The 19,304-nt window shown below is 71.0% G+C and carries 15 protein-coding genes and 1 pseudogene; 8 read left to right on the top strand and 8 right to left on the bottom strand.

Annotated elements, in window-relative coordinates; all coding sequences use genetic code 11:
* Positions 1–67 precede the first annotated feature (67 nt).
* Positions 68–1,096, bottom strand: coding sequence for an aspartate-semialdehyde dehydrogenase (locus ACE1OC_RS26810; RefSeq protein ID WP_407839162.1), 1,029 nt, complete (start codon positions 1,094–1,096; stop codon positions 68–70).
* 252 nt (positions 1,097–1,348) lie between these two features.
* Here ACE1OC_RS26810 and ACE1OC_RS26815 point away from each other — a divergent pair, with 252 nt between their 5' ends.
* Positions 1,349–1,981, top strand: a complete 633-nt coding sequence (locus ACE1OC_RS26815; protein ID WP_407839163.1) for a PA domain-containing protein — start codon at positions 1,349–1,351, stop codon at positions 1,979–1,981.
* A 375-nt stretch (positions 1,982–2,356) separates the two neighbouring features.
* Positions 2,357–2,725 (top strand): annotated as a pseudogene (locus tag ACE1OC_RS26820) (M28 family peptidase); the annotation flags it as partial.
* A gap of 78 nt (positions 2,726–2,803) precedes the next feature.
* Here the strand turns inward: ACE1OC_RS26820 and ACE1OC_RS26825 are convergent.
* Both ACE1OC_RS26825 and ACE1OC_RS26830 read right to left on the bottom strand, forming a co-directional pair.
* The gene (locus ACE1OC_RS26825) at positions 2,804–6,121 is read right to left on the bottom strand and encodes a S8 family serine peptidase (protein ID WP_407839164.1); all 3,318 of its coding nucleotides are present in this window, start codon (positions 6,119–6,121) and stop codon (positions 2,804–2,806) included.
* 273 nt (positions 6,122–6,394) lie between these two features.
* Positions 6,395–6,955: a CGNR zinc finger domain-containing protein gene (locus tag ACE1OC_RS26830; protein WP_407839165.1), complete on the bottom strand. Its 561-nt coding sequence runs from the start codon at positions 6,953–6,955 to the stop codon at positions 6,395–6,397.
* Between the two features lie 119 nt (positions 6,956–7,074).
* On the opposite strand from ACE1OC_RS26830, the gene ACE1OC_RS26835 reads away from it, so the two are divergent.
* Together ACE1OC_RS26835 and ACE1OC_RS26840 are read left to right on the top strand one after the other, a co-directional pair.
* On the top strand, positions 7,075–7,533 hold the full coding sequence (locus ACE1OC_RS26835; protein WP_407839166.1) for a VOC family protein: 459 nt from the start codon (positions 7,075–7,077) through the stop codon (positions 7,531–7,533).
* Complete coding sequence (locus tag ACE1OC_RS26840) at positions 7,533–8,411, top strand: pyridoxamine 5'-phosphate oxidase family protein (protein ID WP_407839167.1); 879 nt, start codon at positions 7,533–7,535, stop codon at positions 8,409–8,411. The genes ACE1OC_RS26835 and ACE1OC_RS26840 overlap by 1 nt, the downstream gene beginning before the upstream one ends.
* Positions 8,412–8,416: 5 nt before the next feature.
* On the opposite strand, the gene ACE1OC_RS26845 is transcribed toward ACE1OC_RS26840, so the two are convergent.
* Both ACE1OC_RS26845 and pepN read right to left on the bottom strand, forming a co-directional pair.
* Positions 8,417–9,376, bottom strand: a complete 960-nt coding sequence (locus ACE1OC_RS26845) for a hypothetical protein (RefSeq protein ID WP_407839168.1) — start codon at positions 9,374–9,376, stop codon at positions 8,417–8,419.
* A 163-nt stretch (positions 9,377–9,539) separates the two neighbouring features.
* Positions 9,540–12,095, bottom strand: coding sequence for an aminopeptidase N (gene pepN, locus ACE1OC_RS26850; RefSeq protein ID WP_407839169.1), 2,556 nt, complete (start codon positions 12,093–12,095; stop codon positions 9,540–9,542).
* Between the two features lie 110 nt (positions 12,096–12,205).
* On the opposite strand from pepN, the gene ACE1OC_RS26855 reads away from it, so the two are divergent.
* Together ACE1OC_RS26855 and ACE1OC_RS26860 are read left to right on the top strand one after the other, a co-directional pair.
* Positions 12,206–12,853, top strand: coding sequence for a DsbA family protein (locus ACE1OC_RS26855; RefSeq protein WP_407839170.1), 648 nt, complete (start codon positions 12,206–12,208; stop codon positions 12,851–12,853).
* A 55-nt stretch (positions 12,854–12,908) separates the two neighbouring features.
* The gene (locus ACE1OC_RS26860) at positions 12,909–13,637 is read left to right on the top strand and encodes a hypothetical protein (protein ID WP_407839171.1); all 729 of its coding nucleotides are present in this window, start codon (positions 12,909–12,911) and stop codon (positions 13,635–13,637) included.
* 37 nt (positions 13,638–13,674) lie between these two features.
* Here the strand turns inward: ACE1OC_RS26860 and ACE1OC_RS26865 are convergent, their stop codons facing one another.
* Complete coding sequence (locus tag ACE1OC_RS26865; protein ID WP_281210776.1) at positions 13,675–14,331, bottom strand: superoxide dismutase; 657 nt, start codon at positions 14,329–14,331, stop codon at positions 13,675–13,677.
* Between the two features lie 184 nt (positions 14,332–14,515).
* Positions 14,516–15,931 (bottom strand): amino acid permease, encoded by a 1,416-nt coding sequence (locus ACE1OC_RS26870; protein ID WP_407839172.1) that lies wholly within the window; start codon positions 15,929–15,931, stop codon positions 14,516–14,518.
* Positions 15,932–16,096: 165 nt separating this feature from the next.
* Here ACE1OC_RS26870 and ACE1OC_RS26875 point away from each other — a divergent pair, with 165 nt between their 5' ends.
* Positions 16,097–16,879 (top strand): SDR family NAD(P)-dependent oxidoreductase, encoded by a 783-nt coding sequence (locus ACE1OC_RS26875; protein WP_407839173.1) that lies wholly within the window; start codon positions 16,097–16,099, stop codon positions 16,877–16,879.
* 105 nt (positions 16,880–16,984) lie between these two features.
* On the opposite strand, the gene ACE1OC_RS26880 is transcribed toward ACE1OC_RS26875, so the two are convergent.
* Positions 16,985–18,382 carry an amino acid permease gene (locus ACE1OC_RS26880; RefSeq protein WP_407839174.1) on the bottom strand — a complete coding sequence of 466 codons (1,398 nt, stop codon included), beginning with the start codon at positions 18,380–18,382 and terminating at the stop codon, positions 16,985–16,987.
* Between the two features lie 285 nt (positions 18,383–18,667).
* Between ACE1OC_RS26880 and ACE1OC_RS26885 the strand changes: the two genes are divergently transcribed.
* Positions 18,668–19,249 carry a biotin transporter BioY gene (locus tag ACE1OC_RS26885; RefSeq protein WP_407839175.1) on the top strand — a complete coding sequence of 194 codons (582 nt, stop codon included), beginning with the start codon at positions 18,668–18,670 and terminating at the stop codon, positions 19,247–19,249.
* The last annotated feature ends 55 nt before the right edge of the window (positions 19,250–19,304 follow it).

The following is a 19,304-nucleotide window of genomic DNA, read 5'->3' on the forward strand; positions in this document are numbered from 1 at the left end:
GCCCCGAGGGCGGGAACGCCGGAGGGCGGCACCGTGACGGTGCCGCCCTCCGTCCGTGCGAGCGGGATCAGCCGCGCAGCTCCTCCGCGACCAGCTCCGCGATCTGGACCGCGTTCAGCGCGGCGCCCTTGCGGAGGTTGTCGTTGGAGAGGAACAGCGCGAGGCCGTTCTCGGTGGTCTCGTCGACGCGGATGCGGCCCACGTACGAGGCGTCCTTGCCGGCGGCCTGCAGCGGGGTCGGGATCTCCGAGAGCTCGACGCCCGGGGCGTCCTTGAGCAGCTCGTAGGCGCGCTCGACGCTCAGCGGGCGGTCGAAGCGGACGTTGACCTGGAGGGAGTGGCCCGCGAAGACCGGCACGCGCACGCAGGTGCCCGAGACCTTGAGCTCCGGGATCTCCAGGATCTTGCGGGACTCGTTGCGGAGCTTCTGCTCCTCGTCGGTCTCGAAGGAGCCGTCGTCGACGATCGAGCCCGCGAGCGGGATCACGTTGTAGGCGATCGGACGCTTGTAGACGGCGGGCGCCGGGAACTCCACCGCGTCGCCGTCGAAGGTCAGCTGGTCGGCGGCCTCGGAGACGGCGCAGGCCTGGCCCTTGAGCTCGGCGACGCCCGCCAGGCCCGAGCCGGACACGGCCTGGTAGGTGGTGGCGATCAGCGCGGTCAGACCGGCCTCGTCGTGCAGCGGGCGCAGCACCGGCATCGCGGCCATGGTGGTGCAGTTCGGGTTCGCGATGATGCCCTTCGGGCGGTTCTTGATCGCGTGCGGGTTGACCTCGGAGACGACGAGGGGGACCTCGGGGTCGCCGCGCCAGGCGGAGGAGTTGTCGATCACGACGGCGCCCTGCGAGGCGACCTTCTCGGCGAGGGCCCTGGAGGTGGCGCCGCCCGCGGAGAAGAGCACGATGTCCAGGCCGGAGTAGTCGGCCGTGGACGCGTCCTCGATGGTGATCTCCCGGCCCTCCCACTCGAGGGTGGAGCCGGCCGAACGGGCCGAGGCGAACAGCCGCAGCTCGTCCACCGGGAACTTGCGCTCGGCCAGGATGCCGCGCATGACTCCGCCGACCTGTCCGGTGGCTCCGACGATTCCGACCCTCACGGTGACTCCTCTTGGTACGTACGACGCGGGCGCGCGTGAAGCCATCATGCGTTCGACCCCACGAGCCTTGTCCAATCCATTGTCCGAGGAGCGGACGGTGTTCTTCCCGTGAACCCGCGTGACAACTCCGTGGCGAGCGTGTTGCACCGCCGCCCGATGGGCGTTTCGCCTGGTCGAAGCCGCTTACGGTCCCGTCTGCCATGTCCGTGATCCGGAAAGTTGTTCCGTATGTCGAACCTCGGGTAGATCACCGTGCCCGCCTTCCGCCACCGCCGCCGGTCCATACCGGCGCTCGCCGCCCTCGCGGCCGCCGCCCACCCGCGCGAGGGCCGGCTGGCCAAGGAGCTGGTGGAGGAGGTCACCGCCCGCGGCGCCTACCGCCACCTGGCGAGGTTCCAGCAGATCGCCGACGCCAACGGGGGCAACCGCGCCGCCGGCACGCCCGGCCACGCGGCCTCCGCCGCCTACGTCCACGACACCCTGAAGAAGGCCGGGTACCAGGTCTTGTACCAGGACTTCGACATCTACGACGCGCACACGAGGACGGAGAAGACCACCGTCCTCGGCGCGGAGTCCCGGGAGCTGGCCACCGCCGCCTTCACCTTCACCAAGTCGACCCCGGCCGGCGGCCTCACCGCCGCGCTCGCCCTCGCCCGGGTCGACGAGAGCCCCGGCTGCGACGCCGACGACTACGCGGCCGGTGCGTTCGCCGGGAAGATCGCCCTGGTCCAGCGCGGCACCTGCACCTTCGTGGAGAAGCAGCGGGCCGCCGCCGCGGCGGGCGCGATCGTTTACAACCACAGGAGGACCACCCCGGTCCGGGCGCGTTCTCCTAGCCCTCGGACGGCGTCACCCCGGGCACCGGGATCACCCCTCCATTGGTGAGGGTGATCCCGGCGCCCGGGATGACGGACCGTATGCCTGGAGCTGGACCAGGAGCACTTGAATCCTCCCCCAGCCGAAGCAGGGGGATTCCTGACTCACGCCGCTCGGTCGCTCAGCGAGCGACCGAGTCTTCCGCGATCAACACCAGCCGGGTTGAAACCAGCCCGGGTGTATGAAGTTGTGGCGGTGCTGTGTTGGCTTGGTTCTCGCTCAACACGTCGTACGCGCTTGGTTTTCGCAACGCACGACACACACTGCTATCCGGCGGAGCATCGCCCTGGGGGTGAAAGACCGCTCCCCGCCCAACTGGATGTGAGTCCGATTCCTCCCCGGCCTGAGGGTTGCGGCACCCTCAGAGCTGCACGGCGGTCGCCGGACAAGACCGGCGAGGGCGCCGGACCGGCCGGCTCGGCGCAGATCGAGGCGCTGATCAACGGCTTCCTCGACAAGAAGGGCAAGCCGCACGAGGGCAGCGACTTCGACGGCCGCTCCGACTACGGCCCCTTCATCGCGAACGGCATCCCGGCGGGCGGGACCTTCACCGGAGCCGAGGGCATCAAGACGCCGGAGCAGGCCAAGCGGTACGGCGGCACGGCCGGGGCCCCGTACGACCCGAACTACCACGGGGCGGGCGACACCCTGAAGAACATCGACCTCAAGGCGTTCGACACCAACCTGGACGTGATCGCCCACGCGGTGGGCACGTACGCCCAGGACCTGAGCTCGCTGGGGAAGGGGAAGTAGTCCCGTCCCCGAGGGGGGAAACAGGAGGGGCGGTGCTCGTCAGAGCACCGCCCCCGCTGTGTTCAGGCTCCTACCGGGTTACGGCAGGACCTTCTCGATCTGCACGCTGCCGGTGCCGGCGGCGGTGCCGCGGGCGTTGAGCAGCTTGACCTCGCCGAAGAATTGGCGGCCTTCCGGAGCGGCGCTGTTGACCAGCACGTTCGCGGAGACGGTCGCCGAGGCGCCGTTGGCGAGGTTGACCGCGGCGGCCTCGTCGACCTGGACGGTGCCCAGGGCGGCCGAGTAGTAGACGTCGCGGTAGTCGTACGTGGTGGAGCCGGACGGGATCGCGTAGCCGAACACCTCGATGGTGTAGGTGCCCGCGGCCGGGTTGACGAGGCTCACGGCCTCCTCGGAGTCGCCGTCGGCGGAGGAGCCGACCTTGACGCCGTCCTTGTACACGTCCAGGTCGAGGTCGGCGGCGGTGTCGGACACCTTGCCGATCGCGATGTCGAGGCGGGAGACGCCCTCGCCGATCGTGACCTCGGTGGTGTGGGTCTCACCGGCGGCGATGGTCGGCTTGGCGACCTTCGCGGAGCCGAGCGGACCACCCTGGAGCTTTCCGCCGGAGATGGCGGCCCCGTCGTTCTTGACGGTCCACTGGACCGGCGCCGGGGTGCCCTGCTTGACCTCGGGCAGGACCTTGACCGCGGGGTCGAAGGCCGCGCCGAGCACGGAGACGTCCAGCTTGAACGGGTTGTCGAGCAGCGGCGACGTACGGCGCGACTCGACCTCGATCTCCCAGACGCCCGGCTGCGGGTTCGGGTACGAACGCAGGTCGGGGCGGCACTGGTTGGCCGGGTTGTCGTAGTTCGGGTAGCACTGGGTCGTCGCGCTGTCCTCGACGCCCACACCGTACGGGTGGATCGAGATGAAGCGCGTCTGGCTGCCCGCCGCGAGTCCGCCGAGGGCGACCTCGAGGGTCTTCGCGCCCGCCGGGACGGTCACGAAGTACGACTTGTGGCTGTTGCGCTGCACGGAGGAGGTGTCCGAGTAGCTGTACGAGGGCTTCGCCAGCGGGGTCGAGACGACGACCGTGGAGAGGATCTGCTTGTCGACGCCCTCGGTGAAGGGGTCGTCGAGCTGCAGGATGCCGCTGTGGACGCCGGCCGTCTTGGCCTTGGCCTCGACCTTGATGGTGACCGGCTTGTTCAGCGGCAGGGTGACGTAGCCGTAGTCGCTGAGGACCTTGAACGTGCCGTCGTTGTTGCGCCAGCTCAGCTGGTGCAGGGTGCCGTACTTGACGCCCGTGGTGCGGGTGACGACGACGTCGTAGACCTTCTTCTGGCCGACCTTCAGGCCGCCCTCGCGGTCGTAGACGCCGGTGCCGAAGCCCGGGGTCTTCAGGAACTGGTCGATCGCGGTGTCGACCGGGGCCTTGACGGTGAAGTCGTTGGCCTTCGCGCCGCGCTGGATGGACTCCCACGCGCCGGGGATGTTGATCAGGCCCGCGCCCTGGGCGTGCGCCGGAACGTCATCGATCTTCTTCGCGCTGCTGGTGAGCGCGATGCGCAGGTTCGCCGGGGTGAGGGCGATCTTCTGCTGCTTGGCGGCCGAGATCAGCAGGGCGCTGGCGCCCGCCGCCTGCGGCGAGGACATCGAGGTGCCCTGGAGCATGCCGTAACCGGCCGGCAGGGTGTAGCCGGCCTCCTTCACCGGTGCGCCGGGCAGCCAGGTCTGGATGGTGTTGATCGACGCGCCGGGGGCGGTGATCGTCGGCGTGAAGCCGCCGTCCTCGCGCGGACCGCGGGAGGAGAAGGGGAACATGTTGTACTTCTTGGTCACGCCGGAGCCGTAGTTGGCCGCCCAGGTCTCCTTGGAGACCGCCGCACCCACGGAGATGACCTTGTCCGCGAGACCGGGGTCGCCGATGGTGTTGATGCCGGGGCCCTCGTTGCCCGCCGAGATGACGAGCTGGACACCGTAGGTGTCGATGAGGTTCTTGTAGAGCTCGGAGCGCGCGTTGTTGCCGTCGTTCAGGGCCGGCAGGCCGCCGATCGACATGTTGACGATGTCCACGCCGCGGTTGACGACGAGGTCGATCATGCCCTCGGTCAGCGCGATGTTGGTGCAGCCGCCGGACCAGGAGCAGGCGCGCGAGGAGACGAGCTTGGCGCCGGGAGCCTCGCCGTTCATCGCCCCGCCGAACAGGCCGTTGGCGGCGGTGATGCCCGCGACGTGCGTGCCGTGCTCGGACTCGATGATGCCGACGTTGACGAAGTCGGCCTTCTTGCCGACCCAGTCACCGCCCAGCGGGTCCATCGGGACGTCCTTGCGGATCTCGATCACGAACGGGATGCGCTCGGCGACCTCGGTCGCCGGGTTGTCCGTGCCGAAGTAGCCGATCTGGTAGCCGTCCTTGTACGGCTTCATCGGCTCGTTGTTCGTGAAGTCGTTGTCCTGGTCGGTGTCGACGCGGACGGTCCCGGCGACCGGGTCGTAGAGCAGGCCGAACCGGTCGGTGGTGTCCCCGTCCCGGTTGACGTCGCCCTTCATGTCACCGTTCGCGGTGATCGACTCGGTGAAACGGCTCCACTGGAACGAGCCCTCGGGAGCCTTCCAGCTCCCGCCGCCCGCGGTGAAGGTGCCACCGGCGACCGGGGTGATCTGGGCGCGCCAGGTGGCGTCGCCGTCGGTGATCGGGTCGGTCGCGGTGACCCAGTCGACGATCTTGCGCTCGCCGGTGGTGGTCTTCTGGAGCGCCGGGTGGCCGAGGTCGACGCCCGAGTCCATGATGCCGATGGTCACGCCGCGGCCGTCGGCCGTCGGGTTCTTCTTGAGGAAGTCCAGCGCACCGGTCTCGAAGGACGGGTTGTACGGGTTCTTCGCCGGGGTGTTCTTGCCCGGACCGGGGTAGGTCTCGGCGGCGGTCCGCTTCACCGTCCCCGTCTCGCGGTCCGCGTCCGGACGGGGGTCCGGCAGCTGGATCTCGTGCCGCAGGTCGATGCCGTGCACGGAGGACAGCTTGGCGGCCGCCTTCAGCGCGGCCTCCGCCTTGTCGGTCGGCAGGGTGGCGCGCACGTAGCCGAGCTTGTCGTACGTCTGGCCCACCGAGGCGCCCTGGACGTCGTCGAGCTGCTTGGCCACCTGCTGGGTCTCGCCGGGGGCCGTCGCGACCATCACCGTGACGGTCTTCTCGCCCTTGGTCTTGGCTTCCTGGAGCAGTTCGGCGTCGGCCGAGCCGAGCTTCTCGTCGGCAGACTTCACCGCAGGGCTGGGCGCGGGGGTATTCGTGCCGGTCGCCGCGAAGACGGGCATGGCGCCGGTGGCCGCGAGGGCGGCCACCAGGCCGGCCGCGGCCGCGACGCGCGCGGCGCGCCGGGCCCCGGATATGGAGCTGGGGGAGTCGAGGGTCATCAGCATCCCTGGCTAAGTGAAAGGTACGGTCCGGATTTCGGTGCCGGATGACCGGTCAGCCTCGCGTAAGTGACAGCTCTTTGGGGAGAGTTGTCACGGACCGATACCTACCGTGGCGGACTCCCGCCAGCTCGGGGCATACGCCAGAAGGCCCGTACCGGACCGAACCGGTGCGAACCTTCGGGGTGGAACATGGATTTGTAGACTTCCCGACCGCGCGTCAGGGCTCGGGCGGGCCCCGGTCTCAGATCGGGTGTGACAACTTCGGCGTGTTCAGCGCTCGCGCGTGCGCGCGTAGTGGCGGGATGCCTTCGCCCGGTTTCCGCAGGCCGACATCGAGCACCAGCGCCGGGTGCCGTTGCGCGAGATGTCGTGGAAGTGCAGCACGCAGGTCTCGGAGGCGCACTTGCGGACCCGGCCGGGGTCGGAGCCCAGCAGTTCCAGGTAGTCGCGGGCGGCCGTCCAGGCCGGACCCCAGGTCGGGTCGTCGAACTCCGTCCGCTCGCCCGGCCCTTCGGCGGTCAGGGTCGCCCGGATCCGGCCGTGCTCCAGGACGGCGTCGACCAGGGTGCGGGCGCTCTCGTCGGTCGGATCCGCGACCGCGCGGGCCAGCGCCTCGCGGGCGGTGAGCAGGTGGACCAGGGTCGCGGCGTCGGCGCGGAAGCGGCCGGCCAGGCCGGCGCTCTCCAGCCAGATCGCGAGCCCTTCGACGCGGGTGAGTCCGAAGGCCCCGGCGAAGAGGTCGAGGGGTTCCCCCTCCTGGACCCACCGGGTGTTCAGCAGGTCCAGGGCCACCGGTTCCCCGGTCAGGGGTCGTGGGTCCGTCGTCGTCATGTCCGCCTCCTCGTGGCACTAACCCCTCAAGAGTACGTGAGCGGTTGACTCCTCACGCTCTAACCCTTAATCTCGATTTAGAAGGTTAGAAATTAGAGAGTTCTGGGGAAGGAACCGTTGTGACGACCGCCATCAGCAAGCTGCGCACCGGCCACGTGGGCCTTAACGTCACGGATCTCGCCCGGTCGCTCGTCTTCTACCGGGACGCCCTCGGCTTCGAGCTGCTCGGCGAGGGCAAGGAAGAGGACCGCCGCTTCGCCCTGCTCGGCCGGGACGGCGAGCTCGTGCTCGCCCTGTGGCAGCAGGCCGAGGGGGCCTACGCGCCCGGCGCGGCCGGACTGCACCACCTCGCGCTGTCCGCGGACGCCATCGAGGAGGTCAGGGAGTACGAGGAGCGGCTGCGCGGCCTGGGCGTCGATTTCGCCTACGAGGGGGTCGTCGCCCACGGCGAAGGGGCGGCCTCCGGCGGGATCTTCTTCCACGACCCCGACGGGACCCGGCTGGAGATCTCCGTGCCGAGCGGCGCCGAAGACGCCGAGGCTCCCGTCGCAGGGGCACCTACCTGCGGGTTCTTCTAATGTCCGGGTACCACTGGGGCTCGCTGGCCATCCAGGAGAGGGTCGGTGTCCGCGAGCACGCCGTGCACGTCGGCCAGTCCATCACCCCGCACATCAAGGACGTGGCCGCGGCCTTCCTGGGGCTGCAGCCGCACCTGGTCGTCGGCGCGGCCGATCCCGGAGGTCTGCTCTGGGCCTCACTGCTGACCGGCGCCCCCGGGTTCGTACGGGCCACCGGGCCGGACCGGATCGCGGTCAAGGGAGGGATCCCCGAGGGCGATCCGCTCGCCGAGGCGCTGGCCACCGCCGGGACCCGGGTCGGGACCATCTCCCTCGACCCGCGCACCCGGCGCCGGATGCGGCTGGGCGGAACCCTGGAGGTGACCCCCGGCGGGTTCGCGCTGTCGGCCGAACGGGTCTTCGCCAACTGCCCCAAGTACCTCCAGAAGCGGCAGCCTGTCCAGCTCGTCGCCGAAGGAGCCGGTGTCGTGCGGCGCGGGGACGCGCTCACCCCCGACCAGGAACGGGCCGTCCGCGCCGCCGACACCTTCTTCGTCGCCACCTCCGCGGGAGCGGACGGGGCCGACGCGAGCCACCGGGGCGGAATGCCGGGCTTCGTCGAGGTGTTGTCCTCGACCGAACTGGCCTGGCCGGACTACGCCGGCAACGCGATGTTCCTGACGCTGGGGAACCTGCTGGCGGACCCGCGGGCCGGGCTGTTGTTCCCGGACTGGGAGAGCGGGGCGCTGCTCCAGCTCAGCGGGCGGGCGGACCCCGAGTTCGGGGCGGGCGGGGACCGGCGGGTCCGCTTCCGGATCGAGTCGGTGGTGGAGAGCGTGCACCCGGGGCGGCTGGTGTGGAGCGCCCCGGAGTACTCGCCGGCCAATCCGGCGCTGTAGGGCCGTCACCTGGGCAGGACGACGAGGTAGGCGGCGGGCTCGCGGTCGGCGGACGCCGTCAGGGCGGTCCGTACGACCGCGGCCTGCTGCTCGGGCCAGTCGCGGAGCTTGCGCGGGGTGACGTGCAGGACGGTCACCCCGCACCGCTCCAGGGTCTCCCGCTTGCGGACGGACTCCGTCCACGCCTCGTCCTCGCCCTGGCGCGGGGCCCGGGTGTCGATCTCCACGGCCACCGCCTGCTCCGGCCAGTACGCGTCGACCCCGCCCAGGTGCGGGCCCCCGGGCAGCCGCAGGTCCACGTTCCAGACGGGCTCGGGGAGTTCGAAGCCCCGTACGAGCTGGTACAGCCGGTCCTCGGCGATGGCCCGGCCCTCGGCGAGCAGCGATTCGACGGCGTCCACCACGTGCGGGCGGTTCAGCAGCCGGGCCACCGTCAGCTCCCGGACCACGGCGGCCGGTTCGCAGTGCCCGCCGCGGACGGCTTCGCTGAGCAGGCGGCGGACCGTACCCGCGTCGGAGAGGTGGGCGACGGCGTCGGCGACGGCGCGGGCCACGGGGGCGACGGGGAGCCCGGTGACCTCCATGGGCCGGGGCGGGGTGTGCGTCCGGACGATGCGGACCTGTCCTGCGGAGCGCAGGCGGCGGGTGTTCGGGACGAGCACGTCGATCTGGGGGAGGCCGAGCAGGGCGGGGGTGGAGGAGAACCGGTACAGGGCGAGGGCGGCCAGCCCGGTGATCATGACCTCGTCCCCTCGGCGCCCGGCGTACAGGAGCGCCGCGTGCAGCCGCTCCTCGCTCGTCGCGGGCCCGGAATGGAGCAGGAACACCCCCGGCAGGATCTGCTGCCAGGACCGCTCGGCGGCGTCGGAGGCGGTGACCCCGTGCTCGCGGAGCTGGGCCAGCGACAGCACGCGGGGGCGGTTGTCGGTGAGGTGGGCGAGGGGGAGGGGTGCGTTGTGGTTCATGACGCTGAGATTCCCTCAGGCCATGGCCTCGCTAACCCCTGTTACACATCCGTCGGCAAATCGGGACAAGACGGGGCTAAAGTACGGACGTTCGACTGCCGATGGCATGCGCCGCTCGGGGGCCGGCGGGGCTGGAGAATCCAGCCTCGCCGGCCCCGCAGGGCTAGCCCGCCGCCACGTCGCAGGCCTGCGCCCGCAGCGCACGGGCCAGGTCGTCCCGCGACTCCAGCACCAGGCGTCGCAGCGCCGGCGCCGCATCGGCATGGGCGTCGAGCCACGCGTCGGTGGCGTCCAGGGTCTCCTGGGAGTCCTGGAGGGACGGGTAAAGCCCCCGCACCACATCCATGCCGATCTGGATCGACCGGTCGGCCCAGATCCGCTCGATCACGGCGAAGTAGGGCTCCGTGTACGGCGCCAACAGCTTCCGCTGCGAAGACTGCTGCATCCCCGCGATCGTCGCCTCGACCAGCGCGTTCGACAGCGCGTCCGACTCCACCACCGCGGCCCACGCCTGGTCCTTGACCGCCGCCGATGGCCGCGCCGCCAGGCACCGGACCTGGTGCCGCTTGCCCGACGCCGTGTCGTCCCGCGCCAGTTCGGCCGCGAGGACCTCCTCGCCGATCGCCCCGTGTGCGGCCAGCGGCAGCAGGAAGTCCCAGCGCAGTTCCTGGTCCACCTCCAGCCCGTCGATCCGCGCCGATCCCTCCAGCAGCCCCAGCAGCAGCTGGAAGTCGCCCTCGGTCGCCGCGCCCGCCGCGAAGAAGCGGGCCCAGGTGAGCTGGTGCTCCGACCCCGGCTCCGCGAACCGCAGTTCCTGCAGCGCGCACGCCGCCAGCACCTTGCCGCCCTGCTCCCGCCAGTCGGGCGCCGCGTAGCGGGTGACCGCGGTCAGCGCCTGCGCGTGCAGCATCTGGAGGACGCCGACGTCCGTCTCCCGGCCCGCGTGGGCCACCACGAGCGAGACGAAGTCCCGCGCCGGCATCAGCCCGTCGCGCGTCAGGTTCCACAGCGCCGACCAGCACAGCGCGCGGCTCAGCGGGTCCGTCACCGAGCCCAGGTGCGAGCGCAGCGTGGCCAGCGACGCCTCGTCGAAGCGGATCTTGCAGTACGTCAGGTCCTCGTCGTTGACGAGCACCAGCGCGGGCTTCTCCTGCCCGGTCAGCTCGCCGACGACCGTCCGCACCCCCGCGACGTCCGCCTCGGCCCGCGCGTAGCGGACCAGCGCGCCGTCCGGGTCCAGCCGGTACAGGCCCACCGCGACCCGGTGCGGACGCAGCTCGTCGCCGTCCTGGACCACCGCCAGCTCGGTCACCCGGCCGCCCGCGTCGCAGGTCACCACCGGGGTCAGCGCGTTCACGCCGGCCGTCTGCAGCCAGGCCCGCGACCACTCGGCCATGTCCCGCCCGGACACCTCCGCGAGCACCGACAGCAGGTCGTCCAGGGTGGTGTTCCCGTAGGCGTTCGCCTTGAAGTAGCGCCGCGCGCCCTCCAGGAAGGCGTCCCGGCCGACGTAGGCCACGAGCTGCTTGAGCACCGCCGCGCCCTTGGCGTAGGTGATGCCGTCGAAGTTCAGCTTCGCGTCCTCCAGGTCACGGATGTCGGCCGTGATCGGGTGCGTGGACGGCAGCTGGTCGGCCCGGTAGGCCCACGCCTTGCGGCTGTTGGCGAAGGTGACCCAGGCCTGGTCGAAGCGGGTGGCCTCGACCAGCGCGAAGGAGCCCATGAAGTCCGCGAAGGACTCCTTCAGCCACAGGTCGTCCCACCACTTCATGGTGACGAGGTCGCCGAACCACATGTGCGCCATCTCGTGCAGGATCGTGTTCGCGCGCCGCTCGTACGAGGCCTGCGTGACCTTCCCGCGGAAGATGTACTCCTCCCGGAAGGTCACCATCCCCGGGTTCTCCATCGCGCCCAGGTTGTACTCCGGCACGAAGGCCTGGTCGTACTTCCCGAAGGGGTACGGGTAGTCGAAGATCTCGTGGAAGAGGTCGAAGCCCTGCTTCGTGACGAGGAACACCTCGTCCGCGTCGAAGTGCTTCGCCAGCCCCTTGCGGCAGATCGCGCCGAGCGGGATCGTCAGGTCCCCGCGCGTGTAGGAGTCCGTGACGTAGTGGTACGGACCCGCCACCACGCACGTGATGTACGTGGAGATCGGCGCGGTCTCGGCGAAGCGCCGGGTCTGCCCCTCGCGGGACTCCTCGGCGCCGTTGCTCCAGACCTGCCAGCCCTCGGGCGCGGTCACCTCGAAGCGGTACGGGGCCTTGAGGTCGGGCTGCTCGAAGTTCGCGTACACCCGCCGGGCGTCGGCCGGCTCGTACTGGGTGTAGAGGTAGACCTCGCCGTCCTCCGGGTCCACGAAGCGGTGCATGCCCTCGCCGGTCCGGCTGTACGCGCAGTCGGCGTCGACCACGAGCACGTTCTCGGAGGCCAGTCCGTCCAGGGCGATCCGCGCGCCGTCGAAGACGACGGCCGGGTCCAGCTCGCGCCCGTTGAGGGTCACGCTGTTCACCGAGGGCGCGATGAGGTCCGCGAAGCTCGATGCTCCCGGAGCGGCGGCGCGGAAGCGGACGGTGGTCACCGAGCGGAAGGTCCGGGGGCCGTCGGCCGGTTCGGCTTCGTCCACCGCGGACCTCAAGTCGAGGACCACCTCGTACCCGTCGACGGACAGCAGCTCGGCCCGCTCGCGGGCCTCGTCACGGGACAGATTCTCTCCGGGCACGTGCACTCCTTCGTGCGTGATCGCGATACCTGACCGAATCCTCCCACGGGGGAATGCGTGTGCGGTCGGAGCGGTTGGGCGGGGAGGAACGTTCCGATCTGAGGAGAGACATGGCTGACACCCAGGTGCGCGAGAAGACCGCTGTCGACTTCTGGTTCGACCCGCTCTGCCCCTGGGCCTGGATGACGTCCCGCTGGATGCTGGAGGTCGAGAAGGTCCGTGACGTGGAGGTCCGCTGGCACGTGATGAGCCTCGCGGTCCTGAACGAGAACAAGCTCGACGAACTGCCCGAGCGCTACCGCGAACTGCTCGGCCCCAAGGGCTGGGCCCCCGTGCGCGTGGTCGTCGCCGCCCAGCAGAAGTTCGGCGACGAGGTCACCGGCAAGCTCTACACCGCACTCGGCACCCGCTTCCACAACGAGGGCGCGGGCCCGACCCGCGAGGCGATCGCCGAGGCCCTGGACGAGGTGGGCCTGCCCGCCGAGCTGCTCCACTACGCGGACTCCGACGAGTACGACGAGGTCCTGCGCGACTCCCACAACGACGGCATCAACCGCGTCGGCCAGGAGGTCGGCACCCCGGTCATCTCGGTACCCGGCGCCGACGGCGAAGAGGTCGCCTTCTTCGGCCCGGTCGTCACCCCCGCCCCGCGCGGCGAGGCCGCGGCCCGCCTCTGGGACGGCACCCTGCTCGTCGCCTCCACCCCCGGCTTCTACGAGATCAAGCGCACCCGTACGCAGGGCCCGATCTTCGACTAGTTCGACTGGCCCCTCTCGGGAGGCGGGCGTCCCCTTCCTCCCTTAACGTCCCCGTATGGGGAGCAGCCCGACGCACGAAAGCACGCGCGAGGAACCGCTCGGCCGCAGCGGCGGCCGGGCGGAGCCCGCGATACCGAACGACAACGCCGCGCACGCCAGCCTGCCCGCACGCCCCCGAGACCGGGTGCTGCGGGCAGCTTGCGTCGCGGTGCCCCCGCTGTGGACGGCCCTCGGGGTCCGGCAGGCCGCCGGCACCCTGCGCCACTACCTCCGGGGCACGGGCCGCCCGTACCGGGTCGACGCGCGGGCGCTGCTCGCCGTGCCCGCCGTACGGGCGGACGTGGACCGGCGCCTGGCCGAGTGGCGGGAGGCCGCGCGGTCGCTCGGCGAGCCCGGCGCGTACGCGGCGGACAGCGGCTGGCGCGGGGTGCTGATCACCCGGCGCGCCCGCGAGGGAGGCAGCGCGGACTGGTGGCTGGCGCTGCGCGGGGCCCAGTACCGGATCAGCGGCACGGTACGGGTCCACGAGGACGGCTCCGTGGTGAGCGACTACCGCTTCCAGGTGCACAAGAGCTGGAACTTCGACCGGGGGGAGTCGGAGTTCGGCGTCCCCTTCACCCCGTTCGCGCGGCTCCACGAGACCGGTCTGGCGCGGGAGTTCACGGTGGTCGGCGAGGTGGACGGCCTGGTCGACAGTGCGGACGGCGCGCAGGACGCAGAAGGCCCCCGCGAGTCACGTCCTCACGGGGGCCTTCTGGTGGACACGCCCGCACGCGAAGGTTGAGAAGACGATCACGAGGCGGACGGGCTGGTGGTGCCGATCAGCCCTTGGCGGGGATCAGCAGCGGGGTGTTCGCCTTGGCGTCGGCGTAGCGCTTGGCCACGTCCTGCCAGTTGACGACGTTCCACATCGCCTCGATGAAGTCCACCTTCTGGTTCTTGTACTGAAGGTAGAAGGCGTGCTCCCAGGCGTCGAAGACCAGGACCGGGGTGCTCGCGATGCCCACGTTGCCCTGGTGGTCGTAGACCTGCTCGACGACGAGTCGGCCGCTGACCGGCTCGTACGCCAGCACGCCCCAGCCGGAGCCCTGGGTCGCGGAGGCCGCGAAGGTCAGCTGCTTCTTGAACTTCGCGAAGGAGCCGAAGGACTCGGTGATCGCGTCGGTCAGGTCGCCCAGGCCGTCGGCCGCGGTGGGCTCGCCGCCGCCCTCGCCGGTCTTCGGGCTGGCCATGTTGTGCCAGTAGATGCTGTGCAGGATGTGCCCGGAGAGGTGGAACGCGAGGTTCTTCTCCAGGCCGTTCAGCGCGCCCCAGTTCTCCTTGTCGCGCGCCTCCTCCAGCTGCTCCAGCGTGTTGTTGGCGCCCGTGACGTAGGCCGCGTGGTGCTTGTCGTGGTGCAGCTCGATGATCTGCGGGTTGATCACCGGCTCGAGAGCCGCGTAGTCGTAAGGAAGCTCAGGAAGCGTGTAAATGGCCATGCGTGTTATCCGGTCCCCTCAGCGTGCCAACTGCTTATTGCAATCAATGCGCAACTGCACGCTAGCAGTATCTATTCCACGATTCCCGTAAGGGTCACCTCACTTGTCGGGGCCTCCGAAACGCCGGAGGCCGGACCCATGCGATCGCATGAGTCCGGCCTCCGGGGCGGTGGTTGAGCGGGTGCTACGCGGCTTCGCGCGCCGCCGCCCGGCGCTGGACGGCGTAGCCGGTGGCGGCCAGGGCCACGGTCAGGCCGCCGGTGAAGACGAGCTGGATCCGGGTGTCGTCGCCCATGGCCATCAGGACCAGGACACCGGCGAGTCCGGCCAGCGCGACCCACGTCAGATAGGGGAAGCCCCACATCTTCACGACCAGCTTCTCGGGGGCCTCGCGCTCCGTCCGGCGCCGCAGCACGAACTGCGAGACGGCGATGAAGCCCCAGACGACGAGGATGACGCCGCCGACCATGTTCAGCAGCCAGGCGAAGAGGGTGTCCGGGTACCAGTACGACAGCAGCACGGTGACGAAGCCGAAGCCGGAGGAGGCCAGCACCGCCCGGCGCGGCACCCGGCCGGAGAGCTTGCCCAGCGCCTTGGGGCCCTGGCCGCGGGAGACCAGGGAGTAGGCCATGCGGGAGGAGCCGTAGATGTTCGCGTTCATCGCGGACAGCAGGGCGATCAGGATGACCACGTTCATGACCTGGCCGGCGTGCGGGATGCCCAGGTGGTCCAGGGTGGCCGCGTACGGGCCCTCGGTGGTGACCTTCGGGTCGTTCCACGGCAACAGCGTGACGATGACCAGCATCGAGCCGACGTAGACGATCGCGATCCGCCACATGGTGGTCTTCACGGCCTTGGCGACGCCCCGGACCGGATTGTCGGACTCGGCGGCCGCGATGGTCACCGTCTCCAGCCCGCCGTACGCGACCACGGAGGCGAGCAGGCCGACCAGCAGCCCGTCCACGCCGTTCGGCAGGAAGCCGCCGTCGTGCAGCAGGTTGGCGGTGCCGGGGGAGCCGGTACCGGGCAGCACGCCCAGGACGGCCAGCACGCCCAGGCCCAGGAAGAGGGCGATCGCGCCGATCTTCAGGGCGGCGAACCAGAACTCGAACTCGCCGAAGTTCGAGACGGCGGCCAGGTTGGAGCCGCAGAACATCGCCATGAAGACCAGCACCCACATCCACGAGGGGGTGCCCGGGAACCAGCCCGTCATGATGTGCGCCGCCCCGATGGCCTCGATGGCCACGCCCACGCACAGCAGGGTCCAGAACATCCAGCCGGCGGTGAAACCGGCCCACGGGCCGATGGCCCGCTCCGCGTGCACCGAGAAGGAGCCGGAGGCGGGGTTCGCGGCGGACATCTCGCCGAGCATCCGCATCACGAACATGACGAGCAGCCCGGAAGCGGCGTACGCGAGCACGATCGAGGGGCCGGCGGCCGCGATGCCCGCGCCGGACCCGACGAAGAGGCCCGCACCGATGACCCCGCCGAGGGCGATCATCGAGAGATGGCGCTGCTTGAGTCCGTTGCCGAGGGGCGATCCGGCTTCGGGCCGGTTCGCGGCCTGTTGCTCGGGCGGGGTCAGGGTGCTCTGGCTCATGGGGAGGTGCCTGTCCGGTGTGCGGTGGGACGGGAGGGAGTGCCCCAGTCTCACCCGTGTCCGATCCCCGGACCTTATGTGTCCGTTATCCGGACAGGCGGATGACCGGGTGTGATCATCCCCGTACGCTGGCGCATCGGACCGGAGCGCACGACGGAGGGCCGAATGGACCACGGCACAAGGGAATTGGCCGCGACGGGCCGGGGCGTGCTCGTCACCGGAGCCTCGCGGGGCATCGGACGGGCGATCGCCACGGCGTTCGCCGAGCAGGGCGACCGGGTCGCGGTGCACTGCACCGTCCGCGGGCCCGACGCCGAGCGGACCCTCGCGGAGCTGCCGGGCGAGGGGCACGTCCTCGTCGCCGGCGACCTCGCCGACCCGGCGCGCGTGGAAGCCCTCGCCGCCGAGGCCGAGGAGGCGCTCGGCGGGATCGACGTCCTCGTGAACAACGCCGCCGTGATGGTCGCGCATCCGCTGCCCACCACCTCGTACGCCGACTGGCAGGCCGCCTGGCAGCACACGGCCGCGGTCAACCTGTTCGGCGCCGCCAACCTGGCCTACTGCGCGGCCCGCCGCATGATCGACGGCGGCCGCGAGGGACGCATCGTCAACATCGGCTCGCGCGGTGCCTTCCGGGGCGAGCCCGACCACCCCGCCTACGGCGCCACCAAGGCCGCGCTGCACGCGCTGGGCCAGTCCCTCGCCGTCTCCCTCGCGCCGCACGCCATCGCGGTGGCCTCCGTCGCACCCGGTTTCGTCGCCACCGAGCGGGTCGCCGGCCGGCTGGAGGAGGAGGAGGGCGAGCGGATCCGGGCGCAGAGCCCCTTCGGCCGGGTGGGAACCCCGCAGGAGATCGCCGCCGCCGTGCTCCACCTGGCCTCGCCCGCGGCGCGCTGGAGCTCGGGCGCCGTCCTCGACGTCAACGGAGCCTCGTACCTGCGCACCTGATGCCCTGCGCACCCGACGCGCCGCGCACCTGATGCCCTGCGCACCCGACGCACGAAGGCCCCCGCGCGGCGTGCGCGGGGGCCTTCGCGGGGGACCGGCCGGCGGTCAGGCCTTCGCGGCGCGGAGCTCGCGGATCCACGCCACCACCAGCACCGCGGCCGCGGCCCCCGTGGACCACAGCAGCTGCGGCCGCGCCGAATCGTCGAACAGCATCAGGACCAGCACCGTGGCCATCCCGATCAGCGCCGCCCACGTCGCGTACGGGAACAGCCACATCGGCAGCGTCAGCCGCTCCGGCATGTCCCGCTCGATCTTCCGGCGCAGCTTGAGCTGCGAGACCGCGATCAGCGCCCACACGAAGAGCAGCACCGCGCCGACCGCGTTGAGCATGTAGAGGAAGATCGTGTCCGGCCACAGCAGGTTCAGCACCACCGAGACGAACCCGAAGGCCACCGACGCGAAGACCGCCCGGCGCGGCACCCCGCCGTCCGACACCTTCAGCAGGGACTTCGGCGCCTCGCCCCGCTCCGCCAGCGAGAACACCATGCGGGAGGACCCGTACAGGTTCGCGTTGAGCGCCGACAGCAGGGCCACGAAGATCACGACGTCCATGATCTGGCCGGCGTGCGCGATGCCGATCGAGTCGAGGACGGCCACGTACGGGCTCTGGCCCGGCGTCAGCGAGTCCCACGGCAGCAGGGTCACGATGACCAGCATCGAGCCGACGTAGAAGAAGAGGATGCGCCAGACGGCGCTGCGCACGGCGCGGGACACGGACCGGGCCGGATCGTCCGACTCGGCGGCCGCGATGGTGACGACCTCCAGGCCGCCGAAGGCGAAGACGACGGCCAGCATGCCGGCGACCACGCCGCTCGCGCCGTTCGGGAAGAAGCCGCCCTGGCCGGTCAGGTTGGCCATGCCGACCGGGTCCGTGTCGGGGAGGAAGCCGAAGATCGCCAGCGTGCCCAGGATCAGGAACAGCACGATCGCGCCGACCTTGAGGGCGGCGAACCAGAACTCGAACTCGCCGAAGTTCCGCACGGCGGCCAGGTTGCTCACGGTGAAGACCACCATGAAGAGGAGCACCCAGACCCACTGGTCCACCGAGGGCAGCCAGCCGTTCGCGATCTTCGCCGCGGCGGTCGCCTCCACGGCCAGCACCACGACGAGCAGGAACCAGTACAGCCAGCCGGCCGAGAAGCCGGCCCAGCGGCCGAGCGCCTTCTCCGCGTAGACGGAGAAGGAGCCGGAGGCGGGCATCGCCGCCGACATCTCGCCGAGCGCACGCATCACCAGCATCGCCAGGATGCCCGCGAGCAGGTACGAGCAGATGATCGCGGGACCGGCGATGGTGATGCCGGCGCCGGAGCCGACGAACAGCCCGGCGCCGATCACGCCGCCGAGGCCCAGCATGGTCAGGTGGCGCTGTTTGAGGCTGTGGCTCAGGGGCTCCGGTGGGAGCTCGTCCGTGGTGCCGGGAGGGGCGGACGGGAGGTCGCGCATGAGGGGTGCTCGTACTCTCTAATGGCCTGGCGGCGGTGGGGGCTCCGCGACAGTTGGAGGGACCCTACAGTCTCTCCGGAGAGCGCCCATCCGCGCAAAACGGACGTGTCAGCCGTCATTGCCCGTGATGCGGATCACTCCAACTGGGGTGCTGGACGGGGTCTTTGTGTACTCCCCACCAAACCGGGGAGTACGGCTTTGTCCCGGGCCACCCTGCTGCGGCCCCGGACCCGGCACTAACGTCGGTGATCGTCCCTGCCGATCCCACCCCCTGCGGAGTCCCCGATGAGCACTGCTTCCGTCTCCTTCCGGCCCGGCGCCGTCCTCGCCGACCTGCTGCCCGCGAGCCGCGTCCGCGACATCGCGCTCGTGGCCGGCGGAGCCGCGCTCACCGGTCTGGCCGCGCAGATCGCCGTGCCCGTCCCCGGCTCCCCGGTCCCCGTCACCGGCCAGACCTTCGCGGCCCTCCTGGTCGGGACCGCCTTCGGGGCCCGCCGCGGCTTCCTCTCGCTGGCGCTCTACGCCCTCGTCGGCATGGCCGGCGTGCCGTGGTTCGCGGGCGGCAGCTCCGGCGCGGGCGGCGCCTCCTTCGGCTACGTGCTCGGCATGCTGCTCGCCGCCACCGTCGTGGGCGCCCTCGCGCGGCGCGGCGCCGACCGCTCGGTGCTGCGCACGGCGGGCACGATGGTGCTGGGCTCCGCGCTCATATACGCCGTCGGCGTGCCCTACCTCGCGCTGTCCACCGGGATGTCCTTCGGCGCGGCCGTCGCCGCCGGGCTGACGCCCTTCCTGATCGGCGACGCGCTCAAGGCGGCGCTGGCGATGGGCCTGCTGCCGGCCGCCTGGAAGCTCCTCGGCCGCGCGTGAGCGCTCGTACTCCACACGCTCCACACGGCAGCCCCGGACCGCAGTGCGCGGTCCG

Source organism: Streptomyces stoeckheimensis (assembly GCF_045822005.1).
GTDB lineage: Bacteria > Actinomycetota > Actinomycetes > Streptomycetales > Streptomycetaceae > Streptomyces > Streptomyces stoeckheimensis.